Below are 22100 nucleotides of genomic sequence, written 5' to 3'. Positions count from 1 at the left end.
AGTTCTCTCTGCCGAATACCTTCTTCCCTCAGCTCCGGCTCTCTTCTTAATGGACTCGATCGCTCAGGCCCAAGGATGCCATCATGCCATCAAGGTCAAAATGTTCTGCCATTAGCTGAGTAACGCATTCCACCTTGATCGGTTCGTGCAGGCGCACGCTGCCAAAGGTGCTGTCGATAATTTCTACCGTGGTTAAGGTATCCAAATCAACAGACAAAACCGGAATTTCCATTTCTTCTGCCCTGCCGAGCACTAGGGGAGAAGGAGGCAAGTGGCCTGTCAAAATTAAGCACTGAGTCGAGCTCTCCAGAGCAGCTAGCTGAATGTCCGTGCGATCGCCCCCCGTCACCACCGCCATATTTCTCGCTTTGCGGAAATACTTCATAGCCGAACTAACATTCATCGCGCCAATTGTCAAGGTTTCCACCATCAAGTCCAAACGGTCTCGACGGCACAGCACATCAGCTTTCAATTGGTGCACCAATTCTTTGACGCTGACACTTCGCAGCAAAGCACTTCTCGGCAGCATTCCCAAAACTGGAATACCCGCAGCCTCCAGAAAAGGCCGCACAGTCGCCGTTACGGATTCGAGTTTGTCCGAGGGAACGTCGTTGAGTACCACGCCCAGCAACCGCGAACCCAAACGCTGTTTAGCCGACAGCAAATCGTCTACATACAGATCGATCGGGCGGGCTACCAACAGCACAGAGGCATCAATTGCCTCAGCGATTTGAGCCAAAGACAAGTCAAACAGACTGCCTTCCTCCAAATTAGCTGGGCCTTCTAACAGCGCCAAGTCTCCGCTGGGAACTTGCAAATATTGCGCTAAAGACTGGCGGTAATCTGTCTTGTCTTCTCCCCGCAAACGCTTGTGAACCGTCTCTTCATCCAAATACAGCAATGTTGACGGCATCTGACTTTCTGAGAGATTCAGCGTCTCTACCGCGAACCGCACGTCTTCGTCCTCGATCCCAGCTCCTGGCGAGCTGAAACAGGTTCCCAGAGGTTTGCCGTAGGCGACGGCCAGTCCTTTTCCCCGGAGTCCGAGTGCCATCCCTAGGGCGATGGCAGACTTGCCACTGTAAGCTTTTGTGGAACCGATCAGCAAATATTTAGTCAATTTTGGTACGCCTTCAATCCTCAATTTGCACCTGTCTATTTCAATAAATTTAGTTTTTTCTACAGTATTTCTGAACTGCGACTCAAATTGGCAATACTATTATACTCGATTTTGTCGCTTTTGGGCACATTGTTTTTTTGCGAAAATTTTTTATTCACCTGTTCGTAACGCTTTTCTTCCCATTCTTTTTACTTGATTTTGGGAAAACCCGTTTTTAAATTGTTTGTTTTACCAGCAGTTTTTGATAAGTATTTATCGCCCCTAATTCCTTTAAAAACCGATTTTAATTGTAATATTTTTCGGCATTCGGATTGCGTACCTTAGATATTAACCTCAAATTTTATCGAGTAAAAATAACACGGTAAAAATGGTTTACCTTACCTTAATAGCCTACTTAGAGGGTTGAAGATAGTTTTTTTAGTGGCTAAATAGAGGATTGTATAGGAAGAGAACACGGTGCTTGCATAGGCAGTTTTGCATAGAATTGAAAATCGATATAGCGGTTCTCAATAAAATGAGGTACACACCGATCGCAACTGATGCCCTATGCCCTATGCCCTATGCCCGCGAGAGCACCTCATGTTACTGAGAAAGGCTATATGTATTATTAGTTATTAATTATTAGTGCGATCGCCCGCGTTAAAACTGAGCGGTGGCACTGCGAGCAATAAGCTGCTTAGAATCGGGCTTCTAGCTTCTCAATACATAAATTGTCGGGCGGCGTTGGCTGGAATTTCGGCAGCCCGAAGGCTGATTGCGATGCTAGGCCCGATCGCCGTCAAGGGCTGTAGATTAATTTTCCTTGGGCGGATCTACAGCGCTTTCCTCTCAGCTACCGAGTCGCAAAATTTGAACGAAATCGGACGGCGCGATTCGCCTCACGGCGATAGCTTCGCTCGCGCGTACTCGCACAGCACCAATATCCGAAACAGGCTTTTGGGCTTGTCCCACAACAAATACAGCAGTTTTCAATTGGATGAAATACAGGTAGGGACTCAGGCTTTGTCTGAATCCCTACGCGAAATCTGTATCACGCTCAACAGAAAACTGCTGTAGATTTACTTTAGGAATGGGGATAAGTGCTGATCCCCAAAGATTATTGAGAATGATCCAACAACTCCCTTACTATTTCCACTTCTCAAATAGGACTGGCGCACCCATCATGTAATGTTGCCGTTCCCGTGACGTTACACTATTGGTGCGCCAGTTATACCGCCCGTCAATCGATTTTAGATTTTAGATTTTAGATTTTAGATTGAAGAAAGCAACCCCACTGATAAATCCGGGGGCTGGCGATCGGGAGCAAGGAGCTTTTTTCTCGATCCACGAATCAATCCGGGGGCCCCGGATTAAATTGCTTGATTGTCAATTGCCGACTTTCGGGAGTGCGGCTGCGGTGAAAGTTATTCATCCATTCGCATCAGCTTGCGGTAAAACGTTTTAGAAAAATCGACGGTACGAGTTCGCTGAAAAGTTAGGAGAACCTCAATTAAGCAACTAACAAACTCAGAGCTTTGCATAGTCACTTCGTAGCTGAGTTCAGCATTGCCGTCAAACAACACCCGACAGCGGGTTAAGTCGATCGGCAGCGACGAGATATTCCAACTAGCGACAAACGGCACGCTCTCCCCGCCGTCAATTTTTCTTGCCCCCTCCAAGCTTTTGAGCTTGTAGAGGGCAATAGCGTGCGGTAAAAACTTGCGCCTGGGCTCTTGACAGAAAGGCGCGTAGACTTTCACTTCTTTGTCATCGGCTGGCTTGAGTTGAGGAATAGACATATTTCCACCTCAGACAATTATTACTAACAGATAGTTTAGATCCCCTGAAAAAACTAGCAGATATTCCCGGTCGATCGCAAGCAAAAGTCAACCCAAATACTCTATGCAGTACCCGTTTACCAAGGCCGTACAAGCACCTAACCCGCTGGTTGTCCTCCCGTCCGCTTTCGACAAAAGCCCAGAAACTGATACAGTAGATGCTTATATCTAAAATCAAAAACTATTGGTGGTTGAATCAAGTAACCTATGCAGGAGAGTTCTTGGCCAGAAAACGACGCTCGCAGCGAGCTTAACTTGGACATCTCTGATTTAGCTCAAGAAGAGCTCAAGAGTTTGACCTCGCACTCGAAGCTCAGCAAAGTATTTGCTATACCAGACATTGGCGACAGGGTGTTTGACGCGGAAACAAAAGCAGAGCTCCCGGTTGCGGTGTCTGTGCCGGGAACTCCCTCCTTTCCTCAAAATCTGTACCGGGGACGCCGCGGAAAAGCCGCCGCAGTGCTGACTGCGATTTGGGCTGGCACGATCGCCCTGCACTTGATTTCTTGGGGTGCGTGGGTAGTGTGGGGGTTGACGGGACTGCTGTGGATGCAAGCATTTCGAGTTTTGTTCGCTTCGCCCAAGCCCGCACTGCCGCCTCTTGCCGATGAAAGTCGAGAGGATTGGCCTTACGTGTCGCTGCTGGTGGCAGCGAAAAATGAGGAAGCGGTGATTGCCCGATTCGTAGAATCCATCTGCAATGTAGATTATCCGATCGACCGCTACGAAGTTTGGGCGATCGACGATCACAGCAGCGACGCCACGCCGCTAGTATTGGAACAGCTAACCAAAAAGTACCCCCAGCTCAAAGTATTTCGCAGAGGAGCAAATGCCAGCGGCGGGAAGTCGGGAGCACTGAATCAAGTGTTACCGCTGACTCGCGGGGAATTTGTGGGAATATTTGACGCCGACGCGACGGTAACGCCGGATTTGCTGCGCCGGGTGCTGCCAGTGTTCGATGGAGAAAAGGTAGGGGCTGTGCAAGTCAGAAAAGCCATCGCCAATGCTTCGGTAAATTTTTGGACTCGTGGCCAAGAAGCAGAAATGGCTCTCGACAGTTTTTTCCAGCAGCAGCGGATTGCGATCGGCGGCATTGGAGAATTGCGCGGTAACGGCCAATTCATGCGCCGCACCGCCTTGGAAAGCTGCGGCGGCTGGAACGAGGAGACGATTACCGACGACCTAGATTTGACGGTGAGGCTGCACCTAGACCGATGGGACATTGAATTTCTCGCTTTCCCAGCCGTGTCAGAAGAAGGAGTCACTAACGCTCGCGCTCTGTGGCATCAGCGCAATCGCTGGGCAGAAGGTGGCTATCAGCGTTATCTTGACTACTGGCGGCTAATTTTGCGGAACCGCATGGGAACTGGGAAAACTTGGGATTTATTTGGATTTTGGGTATCTCAATATTTCTTACCCACAGTAGCCCTACCCGACTTTGTGATGTCAATTGCGCTGCGCCGGATGCCGATCGCCAGTCCCATAACTTTTATGACCCTTACATTGTCGGTGGTGGGAATGTTTGTCGGTTTGCGCCGCACTCGCAAAGAAACCAAATTTGACGTTAAAAGAGTTTTTCTCACCTTGCTGCAAACGCTGCGGGGTACTGTGTATATGTTCCACTGGCTGCTGGTAGGGACTGTGACGGCTCGGATTGCGGTACGGCCCAAGCGGCTTAAATGGGTCAAAACCGTCCATCAAGGCGCTGTTAATAGCATCAAGTAAACAATTCGCAGAAATATCTCGGCACAGTATGGCCGAACGTCCGAAGATTTTCCGAGACAAAAAAACACCAACGCTCGCCAAATATCTCCCCGCCAGAGCCTAAGAGTAAAATTGGGCAAGTCCGAGAAAAAAACACTTTGAAACAGCTTAGGTAATAGGTAATCGGCGAGCGGTAATAGCGAATAAGTAATCGGCCATACAAAAGTCTAAAATTAAAAGATAAAAGCGAGAATTTTTAACTTTTAACTTGACAAAAAACCAATTACTATCTATTAATTATGAATTGCCAATTAGGACGAATTGCTTGTTGCCAACTACCCGTCACCCGTAATTGATAAATGGATTTGTTAGAGTACCAAGCTAAATCTTTATTTCGCCAGATGGCAATTCCGATTTTGCCGTCGCAGCGCATTGACAATCCCGCCGACCTCAAAGGACTGAAAATTCCTTACCCCGTTGTACTCAAATCGCAAGTGCGGGCTGGGGGACGGGGCCGGGCGGGCGGTATCAAGTTTGTGGAAAATACGATCGATGCAGTAGCTGCCGCTCAAACAATTTTTAATTTGCCGATCGAGGATGAATATCCCCAAGTCCTGCTGGCAGAAGCAAAGTACAACGCCGACCAAGAATTGTATTTAGCGGTACTCCTAGACCCCGTAGCACGCCGCCCGGTGCTTCTGGGTTCGAGCCAAGGAGGTATGGATGTCGAAGGGTCGATCGAGCAAATGCAGCAAGTTGCCGTAGATCAAGAATTTTCCCCATTCTACGCGAGGCGTCTCGCGCTGAAAATGGGATTGCAGGGAGACTTGATTCAATCGGTGAGCACCATAGTCGAAAAAATGTACCGGCTGTTTGTCGAAAAAGATTTAGATCTAGTAGAAATCAATCCTCTCGGCATCAGTCCGACGGGAGAGGTAATGGCTTTAGATGGTAAAGTCACCGCCAACGACGATGCCTTGGGGCGGCATCCAGATTTGGCCGCACTATCGGGAAAGAAGCAAAGCAGCGGGTTGGCACGGGAAAGAAGAAGTCCCCATGCTGGGGGCGATCGCTCCCATTCCCAGTCCAAGGTTCAGCAGTCGCCGGAGTTTGACCCCAAATCTAAATCTTCAATCTCGAATTCCGAATCCCTGCAATTAATCGAACTAGACGGGAATATCGCGATTTTGTGCAACGGAGTGGGCCTGACAATGGCAACTTTAGATGCTGTAACCCACCAAGGAGGAAAACCAGCTAATTTTGTGAATATTGGTTCCCTAGACCGCTACTATGCAGCAAATGCCCTGCGCGATCGCACGGAGTTGGGTCTTGAGTTAGTCGCTCAGGATAAAAGCGTTAAGGTGATACTTGTAAATATTTTGGGCAGCGCCTCCAAGACCGAGGAAATAATCGCTGCAGTAGCCGGCTATTTGGAACGGAAAGCTCGCGCTAACCGCCACATCCAGGTTGTGCTGAGGCTGGTAGAGCTCGATGCTGATGCTGTTAAAAAGCGTTTGGGACAGTTGCCGGTGCAGCTAGCTAGCACTTTGGATGAGGCCGCGGCCGCTTCTGTATCCTCCGTCAAGTAGCGGCAGTCGATCGGCAAAAAATGAGATTTCTGTACACATGAAGGCCTTCTGCTTTTTACAGATCGAGTGTCAAGTGGGAAAAAGTCAATCACCCGGCGCTGCTCGGAGTACCGAGACAGCGCGGGCACAGAAAGAGCCTAGTTGACCAGTCTAAGTGGTCCGCCCACTACGTTTAAGGTAAGTGTTGAAGTACCTACCGGAAGATGCGTGCTAGTCTTCCGCTCTAGAACTTAAAAGTTAAACAGGTGTAAGGGTTAAGCCAGTGCTTTTAAGATAGTTACCGACCTTAAACATTGACGAAGCAAACATTACCCCGTAAGGGAGGACTTAAATGTCTAATTTGGTTTTTGTACTTGATACCAAAAAACGACCGCTCAATCCAATCCGCCCCGGATTGGCACGTAAATTGCTAACTAATGGCAAAGCTGCTGTCTTCAAAGGGTATCCATTTACGCTAATTTTGAAAGTAGAGGTAACAGTACCGCAAAAACCAATCACTCTCAAAATAGATCCTGGCTCTCGAACTACTGGAATTGCGTTAATACAAGAAGAAAACGTAATCTTTGGTGCAGAGCTAACTCACCGAGGACAAGCTATTAAAGCCAGTCTGGAGTCTCGCCGTTCATTGCGTAGAGGCAGGAGAAATCGCCATACCCGCTATCGTCGGGCTAGATTCTCAAACAGGACTCGCCCTAAAGGTTGGTTAGCACCAAGTTTGCAACATCGTGTCGAAACAACCCTAACATGGGTAACTAGATTGATGAAACTCGCCCCCATTGCTTCTATCGCTCAAGAGCTTGTGCGATTTGACTTACAGCAATTAGAAAACCCAGAAATCTCTGGAATCGAGTACCAACAAGGCGTTTTGCATGGCTATGAGATCCGCGAGTATTTGTTGAACAAATGGGAGAGAAAATGCGCTTACTGTGGTGAAATAAATACACCATTACAAGTCGAGCACATTCATCCAAAAGCCAAAGGCGGAGCTAATCGCATTTCTAATCTTTGCCTTGCTTGCGATGCTTGCAACAAAAAGAAAGGTACTCAAGATGTTGAGCAATTCTTGTCTAAAAAGCCAGAGATTTTGAAGCGGATTCTATCTCAAGCAAAACGTCCGTTAAAAGACGCAGCAGCCGTTAACTCAACTCGTTGGACATTATTTAATCGACTCCGTACAACTGGCTTGCCTGTTTCTACAGGTAGTGGTGGCTTAACGAAGTTCAACCGCATTCAATTAAATTTACCTAAAACTCATTGGCTAGATGCAGCTTGTGTCGGAAAGGTTGAGTCATTGAAGATTTTAACAAGCAAGCCACTATCGATCAAAGCAACTGGTCACGGGACACGTCAAATGTGCCGCACTGGCAAATTCGGCTTTCCATATCGCTATGTTCCCCGGTTTAAGTTTGTTAAAGGTTTTCAAACGGGAGATATTGTCAAAGCGATTGTAACCTCTGGCAAAAAAAATGGTACATACGTTGGGCGTGTTGCCGTAAGAACCAGTGGCTCATTCAATATTTCCGCCTCAGAATTAGTGTCAGGAATTAGCCACAAATATTGTTCAATTATTCACAAAAAAGATGGTTATTCGTATGCAGCATAAACCTTGCCCCCCTTTTCCTCTCGCCGCTGACCTGGGTACAGGTACAGCGGGAGTCTCCAAGGGGGAAGAAAGATGAATTTAACTCCAGAAAGCAAAGTCCTAGTACAGGGCATTACAGAATCTCCCGCGTCAACCCGCGCAGCCCTGATGATGAAAGCATACGGCACCAATGTAGTCGCCGGTGTCAGTCCCGGTCGGGGGGGGCTGGAAGTGGAGGGAATTCCGATTTTTGATTTGGTAGAACAAGCAGTGGCTGCAGTGGGTCACGTTGACACTGCGGTAATTTTTGTAGACGCTTACTCGGTGCTGGATGCGGCTCTAGAAGCGATCGCGGGAGGAATTCGGCAAATCGCGATCGTCACTGGGGGAGTGCCTCCTCTGGATATGGTGCGCTTAGTCAGAAAAGCAGAGGCCACCGAAACTTTGGTAATCGGGCCCAACAGTCCGGGGATAATTGTACCCGACAAACTGCTGCTGGGAACTCACCCCAAGGAATTCTACACTCCCGGCCCGGTGGGAGTGATCAGCCGCAGCAGCACTTTGACTTACGAAGTTGCCCTAGAACTGACGGAGGCTGGATTGGGACAGTCGATGGCGGTTTGTATTGGCTGCGACGCGATTGTTGGTTCTTCTTTTATGCAGTGGCTGCAAATTTTGGACGAAGACGACAGTACCGAAGCGATAGTTTTGGTGGGAGAAGTTGGCGGGTGGAGTGAACAAGCTGCTGCTTCTTACATCGCCTCGGCGATCGACAAACCCGTGGTTGCTTATCTGGCCGGCCACTACGCTCCCAAGGGGCCATCTTTGGGCCACGCCGGCATCCTGATCAGTTCTCGCGCGGCTGCCCAGAAAGCCTTTGGAGTTTCGGCCCCAAACAAAATGGCTGCCTTTGAAGAGGCGGACATACCTGTGGCGGCTCGACCTTCAGAGATTCCTAAGTTACTCAAAAAATTGCTCAAGAAAAATTGATTGCTTTGGAGTTTCCACAAAAGTCCTAACCCTCTTGAGGGTTGGGATAGGGGTAGGGCGGGGGCGGGTTTGCTCTCATATCATTTCCGGTTACACTCATACATGATGTTGACGGTTGACTGTTGACGCCGTGAACAGTCAACAGTCAACAGTCAACAGTCAACAGTCAACAGTCAACAGTCAACAGTCAACAGTCAACAGTCAACAGTCAACAGTGAACTCGGATTTACTATTCCGATGCTAAGGGATTGGATATCAAAAGTGTCTGCAGAATGCCACAACAGCCGCTTCAACCCGCCTTTAGGACATTTTTATGATTTTTTTACCAAAGCCCTCTGACAGGCGTCACCGGCTGCGGTGCGCGTGCTGGCAAGGGGGCGGCGCGGCGCGACGCTGGAGGCGGAGTTGTTGGCTGCACGCTGCGGCGAGGTTCGATCGGACTTTCGGTGGGAGTTGTTTCAGTTGTGCGAGTTGTCGATCGCGTCACATCTTCAAGCAGGCTTCGCAGAGTTCCGGCTATACTCTGAACTTTCCCAACAGTGGTGCGAAGGCTGGCAACATCTACGTAAACCTCGTTGAGAGGATACTTTTTCAGGATTTCCAGCAGCGATACCTTACCGTCGTCCCCGGCAGCCAGGATCACCGCTGCCCGCAAAGCTTTCCCGCTTTCTGTGCGGCGCTGAGTCCGAATTGCTTGACCGATGTCGTCAGTGATTTTTTCTCCAGGGGTGCTGTAAACTACCCTCGCCAGATTAGCAGGCTTTAAACCAATTTCTAAACCCATGAACCCCCGCAGCATTTGCGCGTCCATTTTGGAGAACCGGATAATTTGTTGGAGGGTTGGCGTCGTCGTGCCGTTTTTAGCAAATTCTTCTAAGTCGCTGACATTGATGCCTTGTCTGATCGGGCCAAATGTGAGGACAACTTTTTCGGCCCCTAATGCTCTACTGCTGCTAGATAATATGCTCCCGCTTGCTCCTAAAAGTAGGGCAATGCCGATCGATACAAATTTTGTTAATTTCATATTCACCGCTAGATTAAAATTATTTTTTCGAGATTTGTACATTTTTGTACATTATAGATGCAGCAGTTATATTCTACAAGGTCGCCCGTGTAATTTGTGCCCGCGTCACACCCACAATCTCGACCGAGACTTTTTCTCGATCTTGACTTGAAAAATAAGTTACCACATCTGCCGAAATCTGTTCGCTTCTATTCCTTCTGCCTTCTACCTTCTAAATCTCCAGTCTTCTATATCAGAGTGTCTTCCGCCTTCTACATAAGTGCCTTATAAAAATTATAGGAACCGCCCTGACGGGAGGACGTTCTTAATTGCACAAACATAAGGACTCGATTGCTTCTTCTTTGTCTCTTAGGCAACTAAATCCCTCTTCCTTCTTCCCTCCTTCTTCCTTCTTCCTCTTCCCTCTTCCTCTTCCTCTTCCCTCTTCCTTCTTCCTGACATCCGTTACAGAATCCGTTGCCGAACTTCCTTCTTCCTTCTGCTATATGTTGAAAACCCAGGGCAAATCCAAGAAATCCAAACACAAGCACAGCGAAAAAACAACAGCGCTAAGCAAAAAAGAAGTCGCTGCACAAAAACGCAAAATTTCAGAAAAGCGCAATGAATTGGTGCAGGCGATCGCCATAAGCTGCTTAGTCACCGTTGCTCTCAGCATTCCCCTGTTTTTCGTAGCCGGCCCTAAGATTGCTATTGCAGGAGGCGCAGCCGCAGCCATCTTGCTGCTTTCCTACAAATACCCCCGTCAAGCTTTGTGGACTTTTCTAATTTACCTGCCTTTCAGCGGTACAATTACCTACGCAATTGGCGGCGGGAATGCTGCATTTCAAATAGCCAAAGATGCTTTCTACATACCAGCTCTCATCGCCCTAATTCAAAGCTGCAAAAAGAAACAGTTGCCCCTGTTCATTCCCAAACAAATGCTTTCTACCTTCAGCATCCTGTTGATGATGGCAATGCTGACTTTAATTTTTGTCAACGGGGAGATGCAGCTCAACCCTAGGGGGGGCGACAAACCAATTCTGCAAGGAATTCTCGGCTTAAAAGTATTGATAGGTTACATACCGCTGATTGCTTGTACCTATTATCTGCTCCGCACCAAGAAGGATTTGGTATTTTTTAGTCGAATGCACATCGTTTTGGCGATCGTTTGCTGCCTTCTCGGTTTGATTCAGTACCTGTTGCTGCAAAGTGGAAAGTGTGCGGGAACCAGAGGCATGATCGGAGCAGAATTATATAAAGCAACGCTGGAAGCTAGATGTTTTGTCGGCGGTTCCTTGGTGTTCAGTCCAGAAGTCAAGTTTGTCCGCTTGCCGGGAACTTTTGTCGCGCCTTGGCAGTGGGCGTGGTTTTTAATTTCTAATGCTTTTTTAACCTTTGCCTCGGCCTTTTGCGATCCTTCATTCTGGTGGCGAGTTATCGGTTTATTTGGCATGGCATTAGTATTTGCCAATGCAGTTATTTCCGGTCAAAGAGCTGCTTTAGTTATGGTTCCCCTTGCTACAGCAATCCTCCTAGTTCTCACCGGTCAATTAGTTAATTTAAAACGATTTATTCCCATCGGTGCAGGACTGGCGATTCTGCTGTTTGTCGGTGCAGCTATTAACCCGGGAATTGTCGAGCAGCGGTGGGAGAGTTTTGTTAGTCGCTGGAATGCTGCACCGCCCCAGCAGTTTCTCTTTAATCAGTTCGAGCAGAGCCACAATTTTATCATTGACAAACCTCTCGGTAGAGGTGTGGGACGAGCAACTAATTCAACGCGAATATTTGGTGCCACGCAGCTAATTGAAACTTTCCAACCTAAGTTGATCTACGAACTCGGTTATCCGGGAATGATTAGTTTTCAGATCATGCTTTTACACTTAGCTTTTCTCACTTTTAGAGCTTACCGATCTGTCAAGGACAAAAGTTTGCGGAGTTACGGAGCTAGTTTTTGGGTGTTTGTTGCATTTATTACGATCAATACTCAATACTATCCGCTGGATGTAGATCCAGTGTCCGTGTATTATTGGGTTTTAGCTGGGGCGATTTTAAAGTTGCCCAAAATTGATAAACAGGTGCAGGATGAAAAACAGCAGGAATTTGAGTCAAATGAATTGCAAGTTCACCAGCGATTAAATGAGAAAAAAATTATTGCATCTTCCCCAATTTGAGAAGAGTTTTGAGTGTTGAGTTTGGTGGATTCTTTCTTGTTCAGTAACCCGCTTTCGCTCCAAGGCGATGCAAAGATAGCCCGCCCTTCTGGGTTGATCTGTGCTAAAACCACCCCTACAGCATATTTTTGCTCTTAATTTTACTGCGGTTGCCAAACCGGATTGCTAGCATTCAAATCTTTGTCGTTTGTCACTTTAGTCAATCCCGAACCGTCCCGATTAATTACATACAAGTTGCTTTTGTCGCCTTCGGTTTCATTATATATAAAAGCCATTTGCTGGCTGTCAGAAGACCAAGCTAATTGAGAAATTCCCGACGGTTTTAGCCGGGTAGCTAGTTGATTTAGCTGGTTCCCGTCAGCATTGATTGTGTAGAGTTTTTGATTGTTGAACTCTCCGGCGACGAAAGCAATAAATTTGCCATCCGGCGACCACGAAATTTCGTCGTAGTTTCTAGGCTTTTGGGTGAGGTTCTTGGCTGTCCCCCGGTTAATGTCGAGCAGGTAAATATCTTGCTGTTCGCCTGATGAATCGCCGGGTTTATTGTAATAGTAAGCAATGCGGCTGCTGTCGGGCGACCAAAATAGTTTGACGTTGTAAACCTCATTTTGCGGGTTGTTTGTCAAATTTTTGATGTGGGTTCCATCGGCATTAATTGTGTAAATTTGCTGTTTCGGATAAGCGCCGAACAGGAAAGCAATTTTTGTGCCATCTGGCGACCAAACAAGTTCACTTCCGCCGGATACATATTCGCCGGCAATTTTAGTTAGTTTGGTCATTTCCGAACCGTCGGCATTCATTTTGTAGATATTTCTATCCTTGACAAATGCTACCTGCTGGCCGTCGGGTGAAATGTAAAATTCCGATGAAATTTCTGTTTTAGGTGGCTCCCCTCCTACTTCCAAATTCCGAACTACTTTAGTTCCTTTAATGCCAGAAGTGTCGCTTATATAAAGTGACTGACTGCCGGGAGTATCAGAGGTAAAACCGTTGCAATAACGGGCAAAAAGAAGTTTCTGGCTGTTGGAAAACCAAGCTATTTCAAAATTAGCTGCTTTGCAAGCATCCCCAGCAAACTGTTTAGTTAGTTGAGAACCGTCAGCATTGACTGTATAGATGTCAGTGTATCCGCTAACGAAAGCCAGTCGCTGGCCGTTGGGCGACCAAACTAGGGTATAGCTAACATCTATGTTTGGGGCAAGTTCGCGGCGGGAGGAACCGTTAGCATTGAGGGCAAATAAACTGTTTCTGAACTCGCTGCCGCGGCTCTGGAGAGCGGTAAACGCTAGTATCCTTGGTTTTTGGGCTGCGGTGGTCGGAGGGCTTTGCCGGCTCAAAAACAAGGTGATTGAGAGTGTTAGGGAGATAAGGGCGATCGGCTTAATTCGCAATAATTTATGCAAACGCATTTTGTCAATATCATCTCCTTACTTTTAAATCTTCACAGTCTTCATTCCTCATATCCCCGACTTCTTAAAGTGCTGGGGGGATATGACAAATTCTAACTCCAAACTATTACCAATGCCGAATTGGCAGCAAGGCCCCATTCCCAATGCCCCATTTAAAGTGTTTGTCTGTCGATATGTCTCGACAGCCTCAAACTCTGTTTAATTCGCCCAATAATTAGCTCGAACATTTTTTTGCGGGACGGATTCTTGCTGCTGGGTGGCATCCCTAACTCGCAACACATCAAGTTCAAGTCAGTTGCACTCATGGCCAACAATTTTTGCCTCACCTCTTCTTCATTACCATTCTTAGCTTGTAAACGCAGTTCTTCATAAACTTCTAGAACATTGGCAGCCGATAAATTAGCAGGTTTATTAACATCAGCACCCCTGGGAATATCCGAAGTTTTTGAGCCAGCAGAAATCACTCCCCGCTTGACTTGAGTCTCAAGCCGGGTTAATTTTCGAGCAACGTCCCGCAAGATTTCCTTAAGTTCGCCAATTTCCTCAACCAACCCCCCGCTTGCTTGTTCGGAAGCAGCCAAAATTTCTTTTTTACTCATTTCAGATACTCCTCACACTCGCGCCATAGTTTTTCAAATTCTCTAACTAATTCTCGCGGCAGTTCTCCCTCATTAATCGCCCGCTTTAGCCCGACGCTTTCCCGAATCGTCGATTCTAAAAATCTAACTTCTATGTTATTATCTTTTGATATCTCATCGCAAAGTCTCTTTACTTCTCTCATGTAAAACTGAACTTCATTTGTCAGCAATCCTCCATAGGTTTTAGCTTTATTCATAAAGACTGCTATCTTAGGAAACGGATAAGGCTCAATCCGTTTCTGAAGCGAGTTTAAAACTAAACTCAATCCCCTAGAACCAAAATAATCGGGATTGACTGGAATTAATATTAAGTCGCAGCAAGAGAGTACGCTGTAGGTGAGGAGACTGAAGGAAGGCGAACAGTCAAAAAGCATCAAGTCGTATTTGGGGAGATTGGCAGAGTTGGCGATTTTGCCGATGAATCTGCGGATAAAGTCTTTAACACTTTTTCCCTCAAATCCATCGATATCTAACCAATACAATTCTTCAACTGAAGGGACAAAATGCAACTGTTCGTCAATCTGATAAATGGTGTCGAAACCAACGGGAAATTTAAAGTTTTGTCCGGCTTTTTTAAAGACTTCTAAAGCGTCGTAAATTGTAAGTCTGTGCTTGAGAGATTTTTCGTACCACTTACCAAATTTGTCATCTAAATGACCTGTATTTTCGTTAAGTCCGATCGCCTCTGTCAGCGACATTTGCGGATCTAAGTCTAACATCAAGACTTCTAAGTCGGTTCCTTGGGAGATAATATTGCCCAGACTCCAAGTGACGGTTGTCTTTCCGACACCGCCTTTGAAGTTGATTACGGCTATTGATTTAGGACTCATGGCTGGCTTTGTTTGGATTTTGCTCAAATATAAATTAAAACATATTGTGTGACTTTGTTCAGCGCGCGATCGCACATTAGGGTCACTAGGTGCCAATTGCTCTATAAAAAGGAAAGTTTGATACTATATCATTAACTAAGTAGAACAACTTAAACGAAACAGAAAACCCAGATACTCGATGGCTTTAAGAAATCGGGGATATAACAGAACATCATGTCACATTAACTAACTCATTCTTTACAACTGTAGCCTTTGCAACTCCCTACACGCATAACGGAGAGAAGGCAAAGCAATGCGATCGACTCCTTGAGGACATATTTCTATAGCCAACTTTTTTGCCGCTCTTTTAGCTAGTTCAATCCTCTCTTCTGCACTCATTTTTTTATCTTTATAATCAGTAATTTCATTACATTCTTGCCCTTCCATATTGTTATTAATGTAATAAAACCACGTTTCAATATTTCGGGCTGGCACAAAAATAGCCACTTTCTCATTAGGCAGTCGCGGATCTTTGTTTAAATTACCTGCTGTTTCGTCTAATGCTATATTTAAAGAACGCATTCGATCGTCCAAGCTATCTTCATCAGCATCAATCATCACTACTACAGCAATATTTCTGTACTTACGGCTTCTATAACTTTTAATCAGCTCTGGATAATGCTTGAGTATCAAAGCATTGTTATTCTTAATTGTTTTCCCTTTAGGATTGCCAAAGTCTTTAATTTTGCGATCGTCCAAGCCGCAGCAGATCAGATATTGTCTGATAAATCGTTCTTGGTCAATATCTTCACAGAGAATAGTTACTTCGGGTAAATCATCTCTACTCGTCATAAATCCATCCAAGTTCTATAAGCTTAGCAACTGATAAACCTTCTTCTTCAGTATCAGTAATTCGCCGCACGCGGACAGCTTCATTATCTCTTCGTTCAAACCAGTAACCTGAATTGCTTGCTAAGTAATTAATTAATGAGGGGTGATGAGAAATTAACATTACTTGTGCTTGATTTTCCAGACAATAGTCCATCACCCTACCCCACCAAGGTTTTATTTCCGGTAAAGCTAGGAAATTTTCTGGTTCATCAATACACAAAGTAAAATTATCATCAGGAGAACAATATATTAAGGTGTATAGAGCAATTAAAGCTTTTTGACCATGTGATAATTCATTAAGCCTATAAGCAGCCTTGCTGGGACGGGTAAAAGATGCTGACAAAATCCTAACATCACCGGATTTAGAATTTTGAAATGAATCAAATCCTTGGATAATCTTTTGTAATTCCAGCGTTAACTTAAATATTTTACCTTGAGATTCTTGAGATAAATAGCTGTACCAAGCTGCATAATTTGACATATCCCAGTTAGGTGAACTTTCCTCCTTAAGACTTTCTGATTCCATTATATAAGGATTGATCTGTACAATAAAAAAGTTAGAAATCCGTTTTTTGAACCATGTAAGCTTTAGATTGTCAGGCCTCTCGTAAATAAAACCAATGCCAGAACGCGACCAATCAAAGAACGGCAAGAAAGCACCTTCGCGATCGGGATCGTCATTATACAGCCTAGCTTGACCTACAGGCATACCTCTATCGCCTGCATCAACCCAGAAATTAAACAGAGGTTGTCCGTCAAAAGTTAAGCTTTCTAGTCGCATTCTAGGAGGTGCATAGTCTCCTTGATGTTCGATCTCTAGGGTATATTTATAAATGCCACCATTTCCTTGAATATCTAATTCAAATTTTTGAATGTTTGATTTTTGCCACCTTGTTAAATCCTTGCTTGCAAACAAATCTGATACTTTATAATCTTGCTGGGAAGCTTGATCGCCTAAAATAAATTTCTGTAGTTTTCTTAAAACCTCGAAAACGGTAGTTTTGCCCGATCCATTTGAACCCAGAAACAGATTTAAGCTATCTACTGTCAATTCAAAATTGACCAGGCACCTAAAATTATTTACATAAATTCTCTTCAGCATAATTTTTACTATTGATAAGCGTTAAGATAAGTAGGTGTGCAGAATTAATTACACAATATTTCTACTGAAACCCTTGCCTAGCAAGGAGTCTTTATGTAATTAATTTTGTGTGGTTACTTAATGAGCAATTTAAGGGCAGATTATAAATACATCCGTTCTCCCACAAGACTTTGTACTTGCAAAGCCAAGCCAATTAGTTATTTTTATGTCTTGAAATGGGTTAAGCGAAAGGCTTCTTTAACCCATTCTTAGTTAAGTTCAACGGTGGTTTTTATGGTTCCATCTGCTTAATTGCTTATCCCATTTAGAGTGGCCTCATAATTACTCTGTTATTTACAATAATTAATATGGTCTTTAAATACAGTTTGAAGTTGACATTAAGGGCTGGCAAAAAATTGCCAGCCATCAAGTTGTTTTAGCGTTTCACCAACTTCTTAGAAACCTTCCGCAAGCGAATTGATTTCGGTGTTACTTCAACCAATTCATCCTGGCCGATGTACTCCAAAGCACGTTCCAAACTCATATCGACTGGTGCTTGCAATTGCGCCAATTCTTCACCGCCAGATGCGCGGTGGTTTGTCAACTGCTTCGACTTGCAAATATTCAGCTCCATGTCTTCATCTCGGTTGTTTTCTCCGATAATCATCCCTCTGTAAACCTTGGTTCCGGGGGTAATGAAAAATACGCCACGGTCTTCAGCATTTTTCAGTGAATAAGTAGTTGCAACTCCTTCTTCAAAGGAAATCAATACTCCGTTGCGACGGGCGATAATTTCTCCACCGAGGGGGCGATAGTCGAGGAAGCTGTGGTTCATAATTCCAGCGCCGCGAGTCAAGCGCATGAACTCGCCTCGGAATCCAATCAAACCGCGAGCGGGGACTGAAAATTCGATTTGGGTGCGACCGGTGCTGCTGACGTGCATATCTTGCATTTCTGCTTTCCGCTGACCGAGGCGTTCGATGCAGCCGCCGACTGCTTCTTCGGGTACGTCTAACACCAAACATTCAAAGGGTTCGCAGGGACGACCGCCGACTTCGCGGAAGATTACTTGCGGTTGGGATACTTGGAATTCGTATCCTTCGCGACGCATATTTTCGATCAGGATTCCGAGGTGGAGTTCGCCACGGCCTGAGACGAGGAATTTGTCGGGAGATTCGGTTTCTTCGACGCGCAAGGCGACGTTGGTTTGGAGTTCTCGCATTAGCCGATCGCGAATTTGACGCGATGTTACCAAACTACCTTCTTGACCGCAGAACGGCGAATCGTTCACCGAGAAAGTCATCTGCAAAGTTGGTTCGTCTACCTTGATTAAAGGCAGCGCTTGCGGGTCGTTCGGACAAGTAATTGTCTCGCCAATATACGCATCAGCAAAACCAGCAACGGCGACAAGATTACCAGCAGAAGATTCTGGGATATCAATCCGCTTCAGGCCTTCAAAGCCCATCAATTTGGTAATTTTTGATTTGACAAGCGCGCCGCTTTCGGTGATTAAGACTGCTTGTTGACCGATTCTAATCGTGCCGTTGTGGATGCGGCCGATGACGATCCGACCGACGTATTCTGAGTAATCTAAGGTGGTTACTTGCAGTTGTAGTGGCTTGTTGGGGTCGCCTACGGGGGGTGGTACGTGGTCGAGGATTTCTTCAAAGAGGGGCTTCATATCTACCCCTTCGTCTTCGAGGTGTTTTTTGGCGTAACCGCTTAAGCCGGAACCGAAGAGATAGGGAAATTCGCACTGATCGTCGTCAGCACCTAGTTCGAGGAACAGATCCAAAACTTTATCGACGGCTTTGTGGGGGTCTGCTCGCTCGCGATCGATCTTATTCACAAAGACGATCGGGCGCAGTCCTTTTTCTAGGGCTTTTTTGAGCACGAACCGCGTTTGCGGCATCGGGCCTTCGTTGGCGTCTACGATCAGCAGACAGCCGTCAACCATGCCGAGAACTCGTTCGACTTCTCCGCCGAAGTCCGCGTGTCCGGGGGTATCGACGATGTTGATCAGGGTTTCTCCGTACCTGACGGCGGTGTTTTTGGAAAGGATGGTAATGCCACGTTCGCGCTCGATGTCGTTGGAGTCCATGACGCAATCTGGGATTTCTTCCCCTTCGCGGAAGATCCCGGACTGTCTGAGGAGAGCGTCCACAAGGGTGGTTTTGCCGTGATCGACGTGAGCAATGATGGCGACGTTGCGAATGGGAAGACTCATAATGCGTCTGGAACGTTAAACGGATCTAACTAAAGATTTCTTAATAATTGTAGCGCATTGAGTCAAGGGTCGATCGGGCGCGGCTGTAAGATTGGAGTGCTGACCCGCTAAAATTGAAATTATGGAAGTACAACCCAAGGAAATTCAAAGTTATAGCCAGCCTGACGGCAGAGTTCCTTTTGATGAGTGGTTGGAATCTCTCCGCGATTTTAAGGGTAAAGCCAAGATTGTGAAAAGGCTGGAGCGTGTTAGCAATGGCAATTTGGGAGATTGTCGATCGGTTGGCGAAGGTGTCTCGGAATTGAAAATTGACTTTGGCCCGGGCTACCGGGTTTATTTTGGACAAGTTGGAGCAATAATTGTGCTTTTGCTGTGCGGTGGAGATAAAAGCACTCAAGATCAAGATATTCGCACTGCTAAGAAATATTGGGAAGAATACAGGAGCCAAGAAAATGCCTAAAAGTGTCCCTTACCATCCGTTTAAAATCAAATCTCTCAAAGATCCCAATTTTTCTGCTGCTTACATCACAGAAATTTTTGAGGAAGAAGAGGGAGATTTGGAATTAAGAATCATGCGAAAAGCGCTGAGAGATGTATTTGAGGCTCTGGGCGAACCAAATATGTCTGCTGATGATGCTAAGTTGCATTTGGAAAAGTTAGATACTTTGTTGTCGGGAGACGGAATTGCGACAATTTATGGTTTGGCTAGTTGGCTCAAGGCTTTGGGATTGAAGTTAACGGTTGCGGTTGATGCAGGAGATGAGCAAATTTCTGCAAATATTGCTGAGTTTGCAGAAGTTGGTAATGTTTGATGAGGCGCAAACTTCCCAGACTTGGCTTTTGAAGTATTTTTGATTTCAGGATAGCACTATGTCAGAAACCGAACTAGATTTAGTATCAATAGCCACGAGAGTATTGCAGCTTGAAGAAGAGCAAGTTATTCTGAAAAAATATTTAGCCAAACTTAAGAGGCAGTTAGAGGCACAGGAACAGCGATTTAACGATCGCCCTGAACCGCAAATGCTAGAAAGTTTGACTGCTGAAATTGCGTCCCTGCAACAGCCGTGTGATTTGGGAAATGGCGATATGTCTGTCATTGCCGATCGACCGATCGAGCTTGACACCGAGACAGAAAAGCCAAAGTCAGACTTTCAGTATCAGTTAGTATGCGATCGTCCCAACAGTCGCGCTGTGTTGATGGAAGCCCTATCACTAGCTCAAGAGCGGCTGATTATTGTTTGCCCTTGGCTTAATTGTAACAGCATTAATGATGAATTGCTGCAAAAATTCAGGGATTGTTTGAACCGAGGATGTTTGATAAATATTGGCTGGGGTTATCTGGGGGATCGGCAAAATATCGGCAAAGGATGGCGCTACAATGCTTTAGTAGATTTGCAAGAATTAGCCAGCGAATATCCCGATCAATTTTGTCTCTCTTTATTGGGAACTCACGAAAACTTTTTAGTCTGTGATTCTAGTTTTGCCATGTTGGGTAGCCATAATTTTCTGACTAACTGCGACCAAAGTGCAGAAAAAGAAGTAGGAATCCGCACGAACGACTGCCAAATTGTCAAGCAATTAATTGAGCGATTTGACAGCAGCGAACTATTAAATGAGGAGGAGATAGAAAGGCGGTTTGTCGCGAGTTCGGATTACTTGGATAGATCGGATTATTTGGAAGGATTGGCGCCGGATGCTGAAGATATGGCTTTAGAGGATAGCTGTGAGGATGTGGAGGATGAGTCTGAGGAATGTCTGGAACCCGTTGTTAGTGTTGAGGATTTTTGGGAGCGTTACACTCAGGGAGAAAGAGATTTTACAGGGATAAATTTAGCCGATGCTAATCTAACCGGTAAAAACCTAGCTTCTGATGTCAACCTGAGTAAAGCTAATTTGAAAAAAGCTAATTTAAGGGGTGTTAATTGGCAGAGCCTCAACCTCAGCGGGGCAATTTTGACGGGAGCCGATATGAGGGATGGCTCTTTCTCTAACACAAATTTTAGCGAATCTAAATTATGCGGTGTCAACCTTTCTAAGGCTAATTTATCCAGTGCCAATCTGAATCAGGCAAACTTAGTCATGGCCAACCTCGCTCAGGCTAATTTATATAGTGCTAATCTGAATCAGGCAAACTTAGTCAAAGCCAACCTCGCTCAGGCTAATTTATCCGCAGCCAATCTGAATCAGGCTAATTTATCAAGAGCCGACCTTGCTCAGGCTAATTTACAATCAGCTAAACTAGAGAAAGTCAAATTAAGCAAAGCAAGCTTAAGATTAGCAAACCTAGAATCTGCAAATTTTAGTGAGGCCGATTTGAACGGTGCAAACCTCAGCGGTGCGAAACTTAATCACCAAACAAAATTCACAACTGCAAATCTCGCTGAAGCTAACTTAAGCGGGCTATACTTGAGGAAAGTAGACCTAAAAAATGCTGATTTGACAAATGCAAATCTGAGTAATTCTAACCTTTTAGAAGCCAACCTCGATCGAGCAAATCTCAAAGGAGTTCAACTTCAAGGAGCGACTTGCAATCAAGCAACTTTATTTCCTACTGATTTCGATCCCGTGAAAGCGGGCGCTTACTTAATTGCTCCTTATGTATCGCTGGCTAATGTCGATCTAACGGGTAGGGACTTGAGCAGTGTTAACTTGATGGGAGCCGATTTACAAGGGGCTAATTTGAGTTCAGCAACATTGAATAGTTCCGATTTGAGAGATGTTAATTTAAGTGGGGCAAAACTTCAGGGAGCAAAACTGGATAGCACAAATTTGAGCAGAGCTAATTTAAAACAGGTTAACTTGAATGATGCAAGATTACACAGTGCCGATTTAACTACAGCAGACTTAACCGAAGCTGATTTGCGACAAGCTGACTTAAACAGTGCAAAACTGAGTGGTGCTGACCTAATTTCAGCCGACCTCCGCGCAGCTAATTTAAGTTATGCACACTTATCTGGCGCTAACTTAACTGGTGCAAAAATAGGAGGAGCAAACTTTACAAATGCTAAACTCACTGGTGCAATTATGCCAGATGGATCTACTCACGAATAAAATTAGTTAAGGGGTTTG

The 22100-nt window shown here is 45.5% G+C and carries 18 protein-coding genes; 9 read left to right on the top strand and 9 right to left on the bottom strand.

Features of this window, described 5'->3' with window-relative positions:
• Nucleotides 1–46 precede the first annotated feature (46 nt).
• Nucleotides 47–1144, bottom strand: coding sequence for a phosphotransacetylase family protein (locus tag QUB06_RS08955; protein WP_333435002.1), 1098 nt, complete (start codon nt 1142–1144; stop codon nt 47–49).
• 600 nt (nt 1145–1744) lie between these two features.
• On the opposite strand from QUB06_RS08955, the gene QUB06_RS08950 reads away from it, so the two are divergent.
• Nucleotides 1745–2176, top strand: a complete 432-nt coding sequence (locus QUB06_RS08950) for a hypothetical protein (protein ID WP_333435001.1) — start codon at nt 1745–1747, stop codon at nt 2174–2176.
• Nucleotides 2177–2523: 347 nt separating this feature from the next.
• On the opposite strand, the gene ebsA is transcribed toward QUB06_RS08950, so the two are convergent.
• Nucleotides 2524–2898 (bottom strand): type IV pilus biogenesis protein EbsA, encoded by a 375-nt coding sequence (ebsA, locus tag QUB06_RS08945; RefSeq protein WP_333102571.1) that lies wholly within the window; start codon nt 2896–2898, stop codon nt 2524–2526.
• 246 nt (nt 2899–3144) lie between these two features.
• Here ebsA and QUB06_RS08940 point away from each other — a divergent pair, with 246 nt between their 5' ends.
• The 4 genes from QUB06_RS08940 (at nt 3145) to QUB06_RS08925 (ending at nt 8802) form a co-directional block, all read left to right on the top strand.
• On the top strand, nt 3145–4662 hold the full coding sequence (locus QUB06_RS08940) for a glycosyltransferase family 2 protein (protein WP_333435000.1): 1518 nt from the start codon (nt 3145–3147) through the stop codon (nt 4660–4662).
• Nucleotides 4663–5000: 338 nt separating this feature from the next.
• Complete coding sequence (locus QUB06_RS08935; RefSeq protein ID WP_333434999.1) at nt 5001–6230, top strand: succinate--CoA ligase subunit beta; 1230 nt, start codon at nt 5001–5003, stop codon at nt 6228–6230.
• A gap of 331 nt (nt 6231–6561) precedes the next feature.
• The gene (gene iscB / locus QUB06_RS08930) at nt 6562–7833 is read left to right on the top strand and encodes an RNA-guided endonuclease IscB (RefSeq protein ID WP_333434998.1); all 1272 of its coding nucleotides are present in this window, start codon (nt 6562–6564) and stop codon (nt 7831–7833) included.
• 72 nt (nt 7834–7905) lie between these two features.
• The gene (locus QUB06_RS08925) at nt 7906–8802 is read left to right on the top strand and encodes a CoA-binding protein (protein ID WP_333434997.1); all 897 of its coding nucleotides are present in this window, start codon (nt 7906–7908) and stop codon (nt 8800–8802) included.
• A gap of 322 nt (nt 8803–9124) precedes the next feature.
• On the opposite strand, the gene QUB06_RS08920 is transcribed toward QUB06_RS08925, so the two are convergent.
• Nucleotides 9125–9826: an alpha/beta hydrolase gene (locus QUB06_RS08920; protein ID WP_333434996.1), complete on the bottom strand. Its 702-nt coding sequence runs from the start codon at nt 9824–9826 to the stop codon at nt 9125–9127.
• Nucleotides 9827–10311: 485 nt separating this feature from the next.
• Here QUB06_RS08920 and hpsL point away from each other — a divergent pair, with 485 nt between their 5' ends.
• The gene (gene hpsL, locus QUB06_RS08915; protein WP_333434995.1) at nt 10312–11976 is read left to right on the top strand and encodes a hormogonium polysaccharide biosynthesis protein HpsL; all 1665 of its coding nucleotides are present in this window, start codon (nt 10312–10314) and stop codon (nt 11974–11976) included.
• A 140-nt stretch (nt 11977–12116) separates the two neighbouring features.
• Here hpsL and QUB06_RS08910 read toward each other — a convergent pair whose 3' ends face one another.
• From QUB06_RS08910 to typA, 6 genes are all read right to left on the bottom strand, one after another.
• Nucleotides 12117–13385: a DPP IV N-terminal domain-containing protein gene (locus tag QUB06_RS08910; protein ID WP_333434994.1), complete on the bottom strand. Its 1269-nt coding sequence runs from the start codon at nt 13383–13385 to the stop codon at nt 12117–12119.
• A gap of 152 nt (nt 13386–13537) precedes the next feature.
• Entirely contained in the window at nt 13538–13984 is a 447-nt protein-coding gene (locus tag QUB06_RS08905) for a hypothetical protein (RefSeq protein ID WP_333434993.1), read from the bottom strand.
• Entirely contained in the window at nt 13981–14853 is an 873-nt protein-coding gene (locus QUB06_RS08900) for a ParA family protein (protein ID WP_333029965.1), read from the bottom strand. The genes QUB06_RS08905 and QUB06_RS08900 overlap by 4 nt, the downstream gene beginning before the upstream one ends.
• A 237-nt stretch (nt 14854–15090) precedes the next feature.
• Nucleotides 15091–15684 carry a hypothetical protein gene (locus tag QUB06_RS08895; protein WP_333434992.1) on the bottom strand — a complete coding sequence of 198 codons (594 nt, stop codon included), beginning with the start codon at nt 15682–15684 and terminating at the stop codon, nt 15091–15093.
• On the bottom strand, nt 15674–16825 hold the full coding sequence (locus QUB06_RS08890; RefSeq protein WP_333434991.1) for an AAA family ATPase: 1152 nt from the start codon (nt 16823–16825) through the stop codon (nt 15674–15676). Before QUB06_RS08890 ends, QUB06_RS08895 begins: the two co-directional genes overlap by 11 nt.
• Nucleotides 16826–17240: 415 nt before the next feature.
• Nucleotides 17241–19031, bottom strand: a complete 1791-nt coding sequence (gene typA / locus QUB06_RS08885; protein WP_333228704.1) for a translational GTPase TypA — start codon at nt 19029–19031, stop codon at nt 17241–17243.
• A 121-nt stretch (nt 19032–19152) separates the two neighbouring features.
• Between typA and QUB06_RS08880 the strand changes: the two genes are divergently transcribed.
• From QUB06_RS08880 to QUB06_RS08870, 3 genes are read left to right on the top strand one after another with little or no spacing between them, the layout of a single operon-like run.
• Nucleotides 19153–19491, top strand: coding sequence for a type II toxin-antitoxin system RelE/ParE family toxin (locus QUB06_RS08880; protein WP_333434990.1), 339 nt, complete (start codon nt 19153–19155; stop codon nt 19489–19491).
• Nucleotides 19484–19843: a transcriptional regulator gene (locus tag QUB06_RS08875; protein WP_333434989.1), complete on the top strand. Its 360-nt coding sequence runs from the start codon at nt 19484–19486 to the stop codon at nt 19841–19843. Before QUB06_RS08880 ends, QUB06_RS08875 begins: the two co-directional genes overlap by 8 nt.
• 58 nt (nt 19844–19901) lie before the next feature.
• Nucleotides 19902–22082, top strand: a complete 2181-nt coding sequence (locus QUB06_RS08870; RefSeq protein WP_333434988.1) for a pentapeptide repeat-containing protein — start codon at nt 19902–19904, stop codon at nt 22080–22082.
• Nucleotides 22083–22100 lie beyond the last annotated feature (18 nt).

Source organism: Microcoleus sp. D2_18a_D3, assembly GCF_036702455.1.
Classification (GTDB): domain Bacteria; phylum Cyanobacteriota; class Cyanobacteriia; order Cyanobacteriales; family Microcoleaceae; genus Microcoleus.
The sequence above is the reverse complement of the archived record's forward strand: the minus strand, read 5'-3'. Positions and strand labels throughout refer to the sequence as shown.

Coding starts and splice junctions, on each gene's coding strand:
- ebsA (WP_333102571.1), bottom strand. CDS start 2,898: ATGTCTATTCCTCAACTCAAGCCAGCCGATGACAAAGAAGTGAAAGTC.
- QUB06_RS08940 (WP_333435000.1), top strand. CDS start 3,145: ATGCAGGAGAGTTCTTGGCCAGAAAACGACGCTCGCAGCGAGCTTAAC.
- QUB06_RS08935 (WP_333434999.1), top strand. CDS start 5,001: ATGGATTTGTTAGAGTACCAAGCTAAATCTTTATTTCGCCAGATGGCA.
- iscB (WP_333434998.1), top strand. CDS start 6,562: ATGTCTAATTTGGTTTTTGTACTTGATACCAAAAAACGACCGCTCAAT.
- QUB06_RS08925 (WP_333434997.1), top strand. CDS start 7,906: ATGAATTTAACTCCAGAAAGCAAAGTCCTAGTACAGGGCATTACAGAA.
- QUB06_RS08920 (WP_333434996.1), bottom strand. CDS start 9,826: ATGAAATTAACAAAATTTGTATCGATCGGCATTGCCCTACTTTTAGGA.
- hpsL (WP_333434995.1), top strand. CDS start 10,312: ATGTTGAAAACCCAGGGCAAATCCAAGAAATCCAAACACAAGCACAGC.
- QUB06_RS08910 (WP_333434994.1), bottom strand. CDS start 13,385: ATGCGTTTGCATAAATTATTGCGAATTAAGCCGATCGCCCTTATCTCC.
- QUB06_RS08905 (WP_333434993.1), bottom strand. CDS start 13,984: ATGAGTAAAAAAGAAATTTTGGCTGCTTCCGAACAAGCAAGCGGGGGG.
- QUB06_RS08900 (WP_333029965.1), bottom strand. CDS start 14,853: ATGAGTCCTAAATCAATAGCCGTAATCAACTTCAAAGGCGGTGTCGGA.
- QUB06_RS08895 (WP_333434992.1), bottom strand. CDS start 15,684: ATGACGAGTAGAGATGATTTACCCGAAGTAACTATTCTCTGTGAAGAT.
- QUB06_RS08890 (WP_333434991.1), bottom strand. CDS start 16,825: ATGCTGAAGAGAATTTATGTAAATAATTTTAGGTGCCTGGTCAATTTT.
- typA (WP_333228704.1), bottom strand. CDS start 19,031: ATGAGTCTTCCCATTCGCAACGTCGCCATCATTGCTCACGTCGATCAC.
- QUB06_RS08880 (WP_333434990.1), top strand. CDS start 19,153: ATGGAAGTACAACCCAAGGAAATTCAAAGTTATAGCCAGCCTGACGGC.
- QUB06_RS08875 (WP_333434989.1), top strand. CDS start 19,484: ATGCCTAAAAGTGTCCCTTACCATCCGTTTAAAATCAAATCTCTCAAA.
- QUB06_RS08870 (WP_333434988.1), top strand. CDS start 19,902: ATGTCAGAAACCGAACTAGATTTAGTATCAATAGCCACGAGAGTATTG.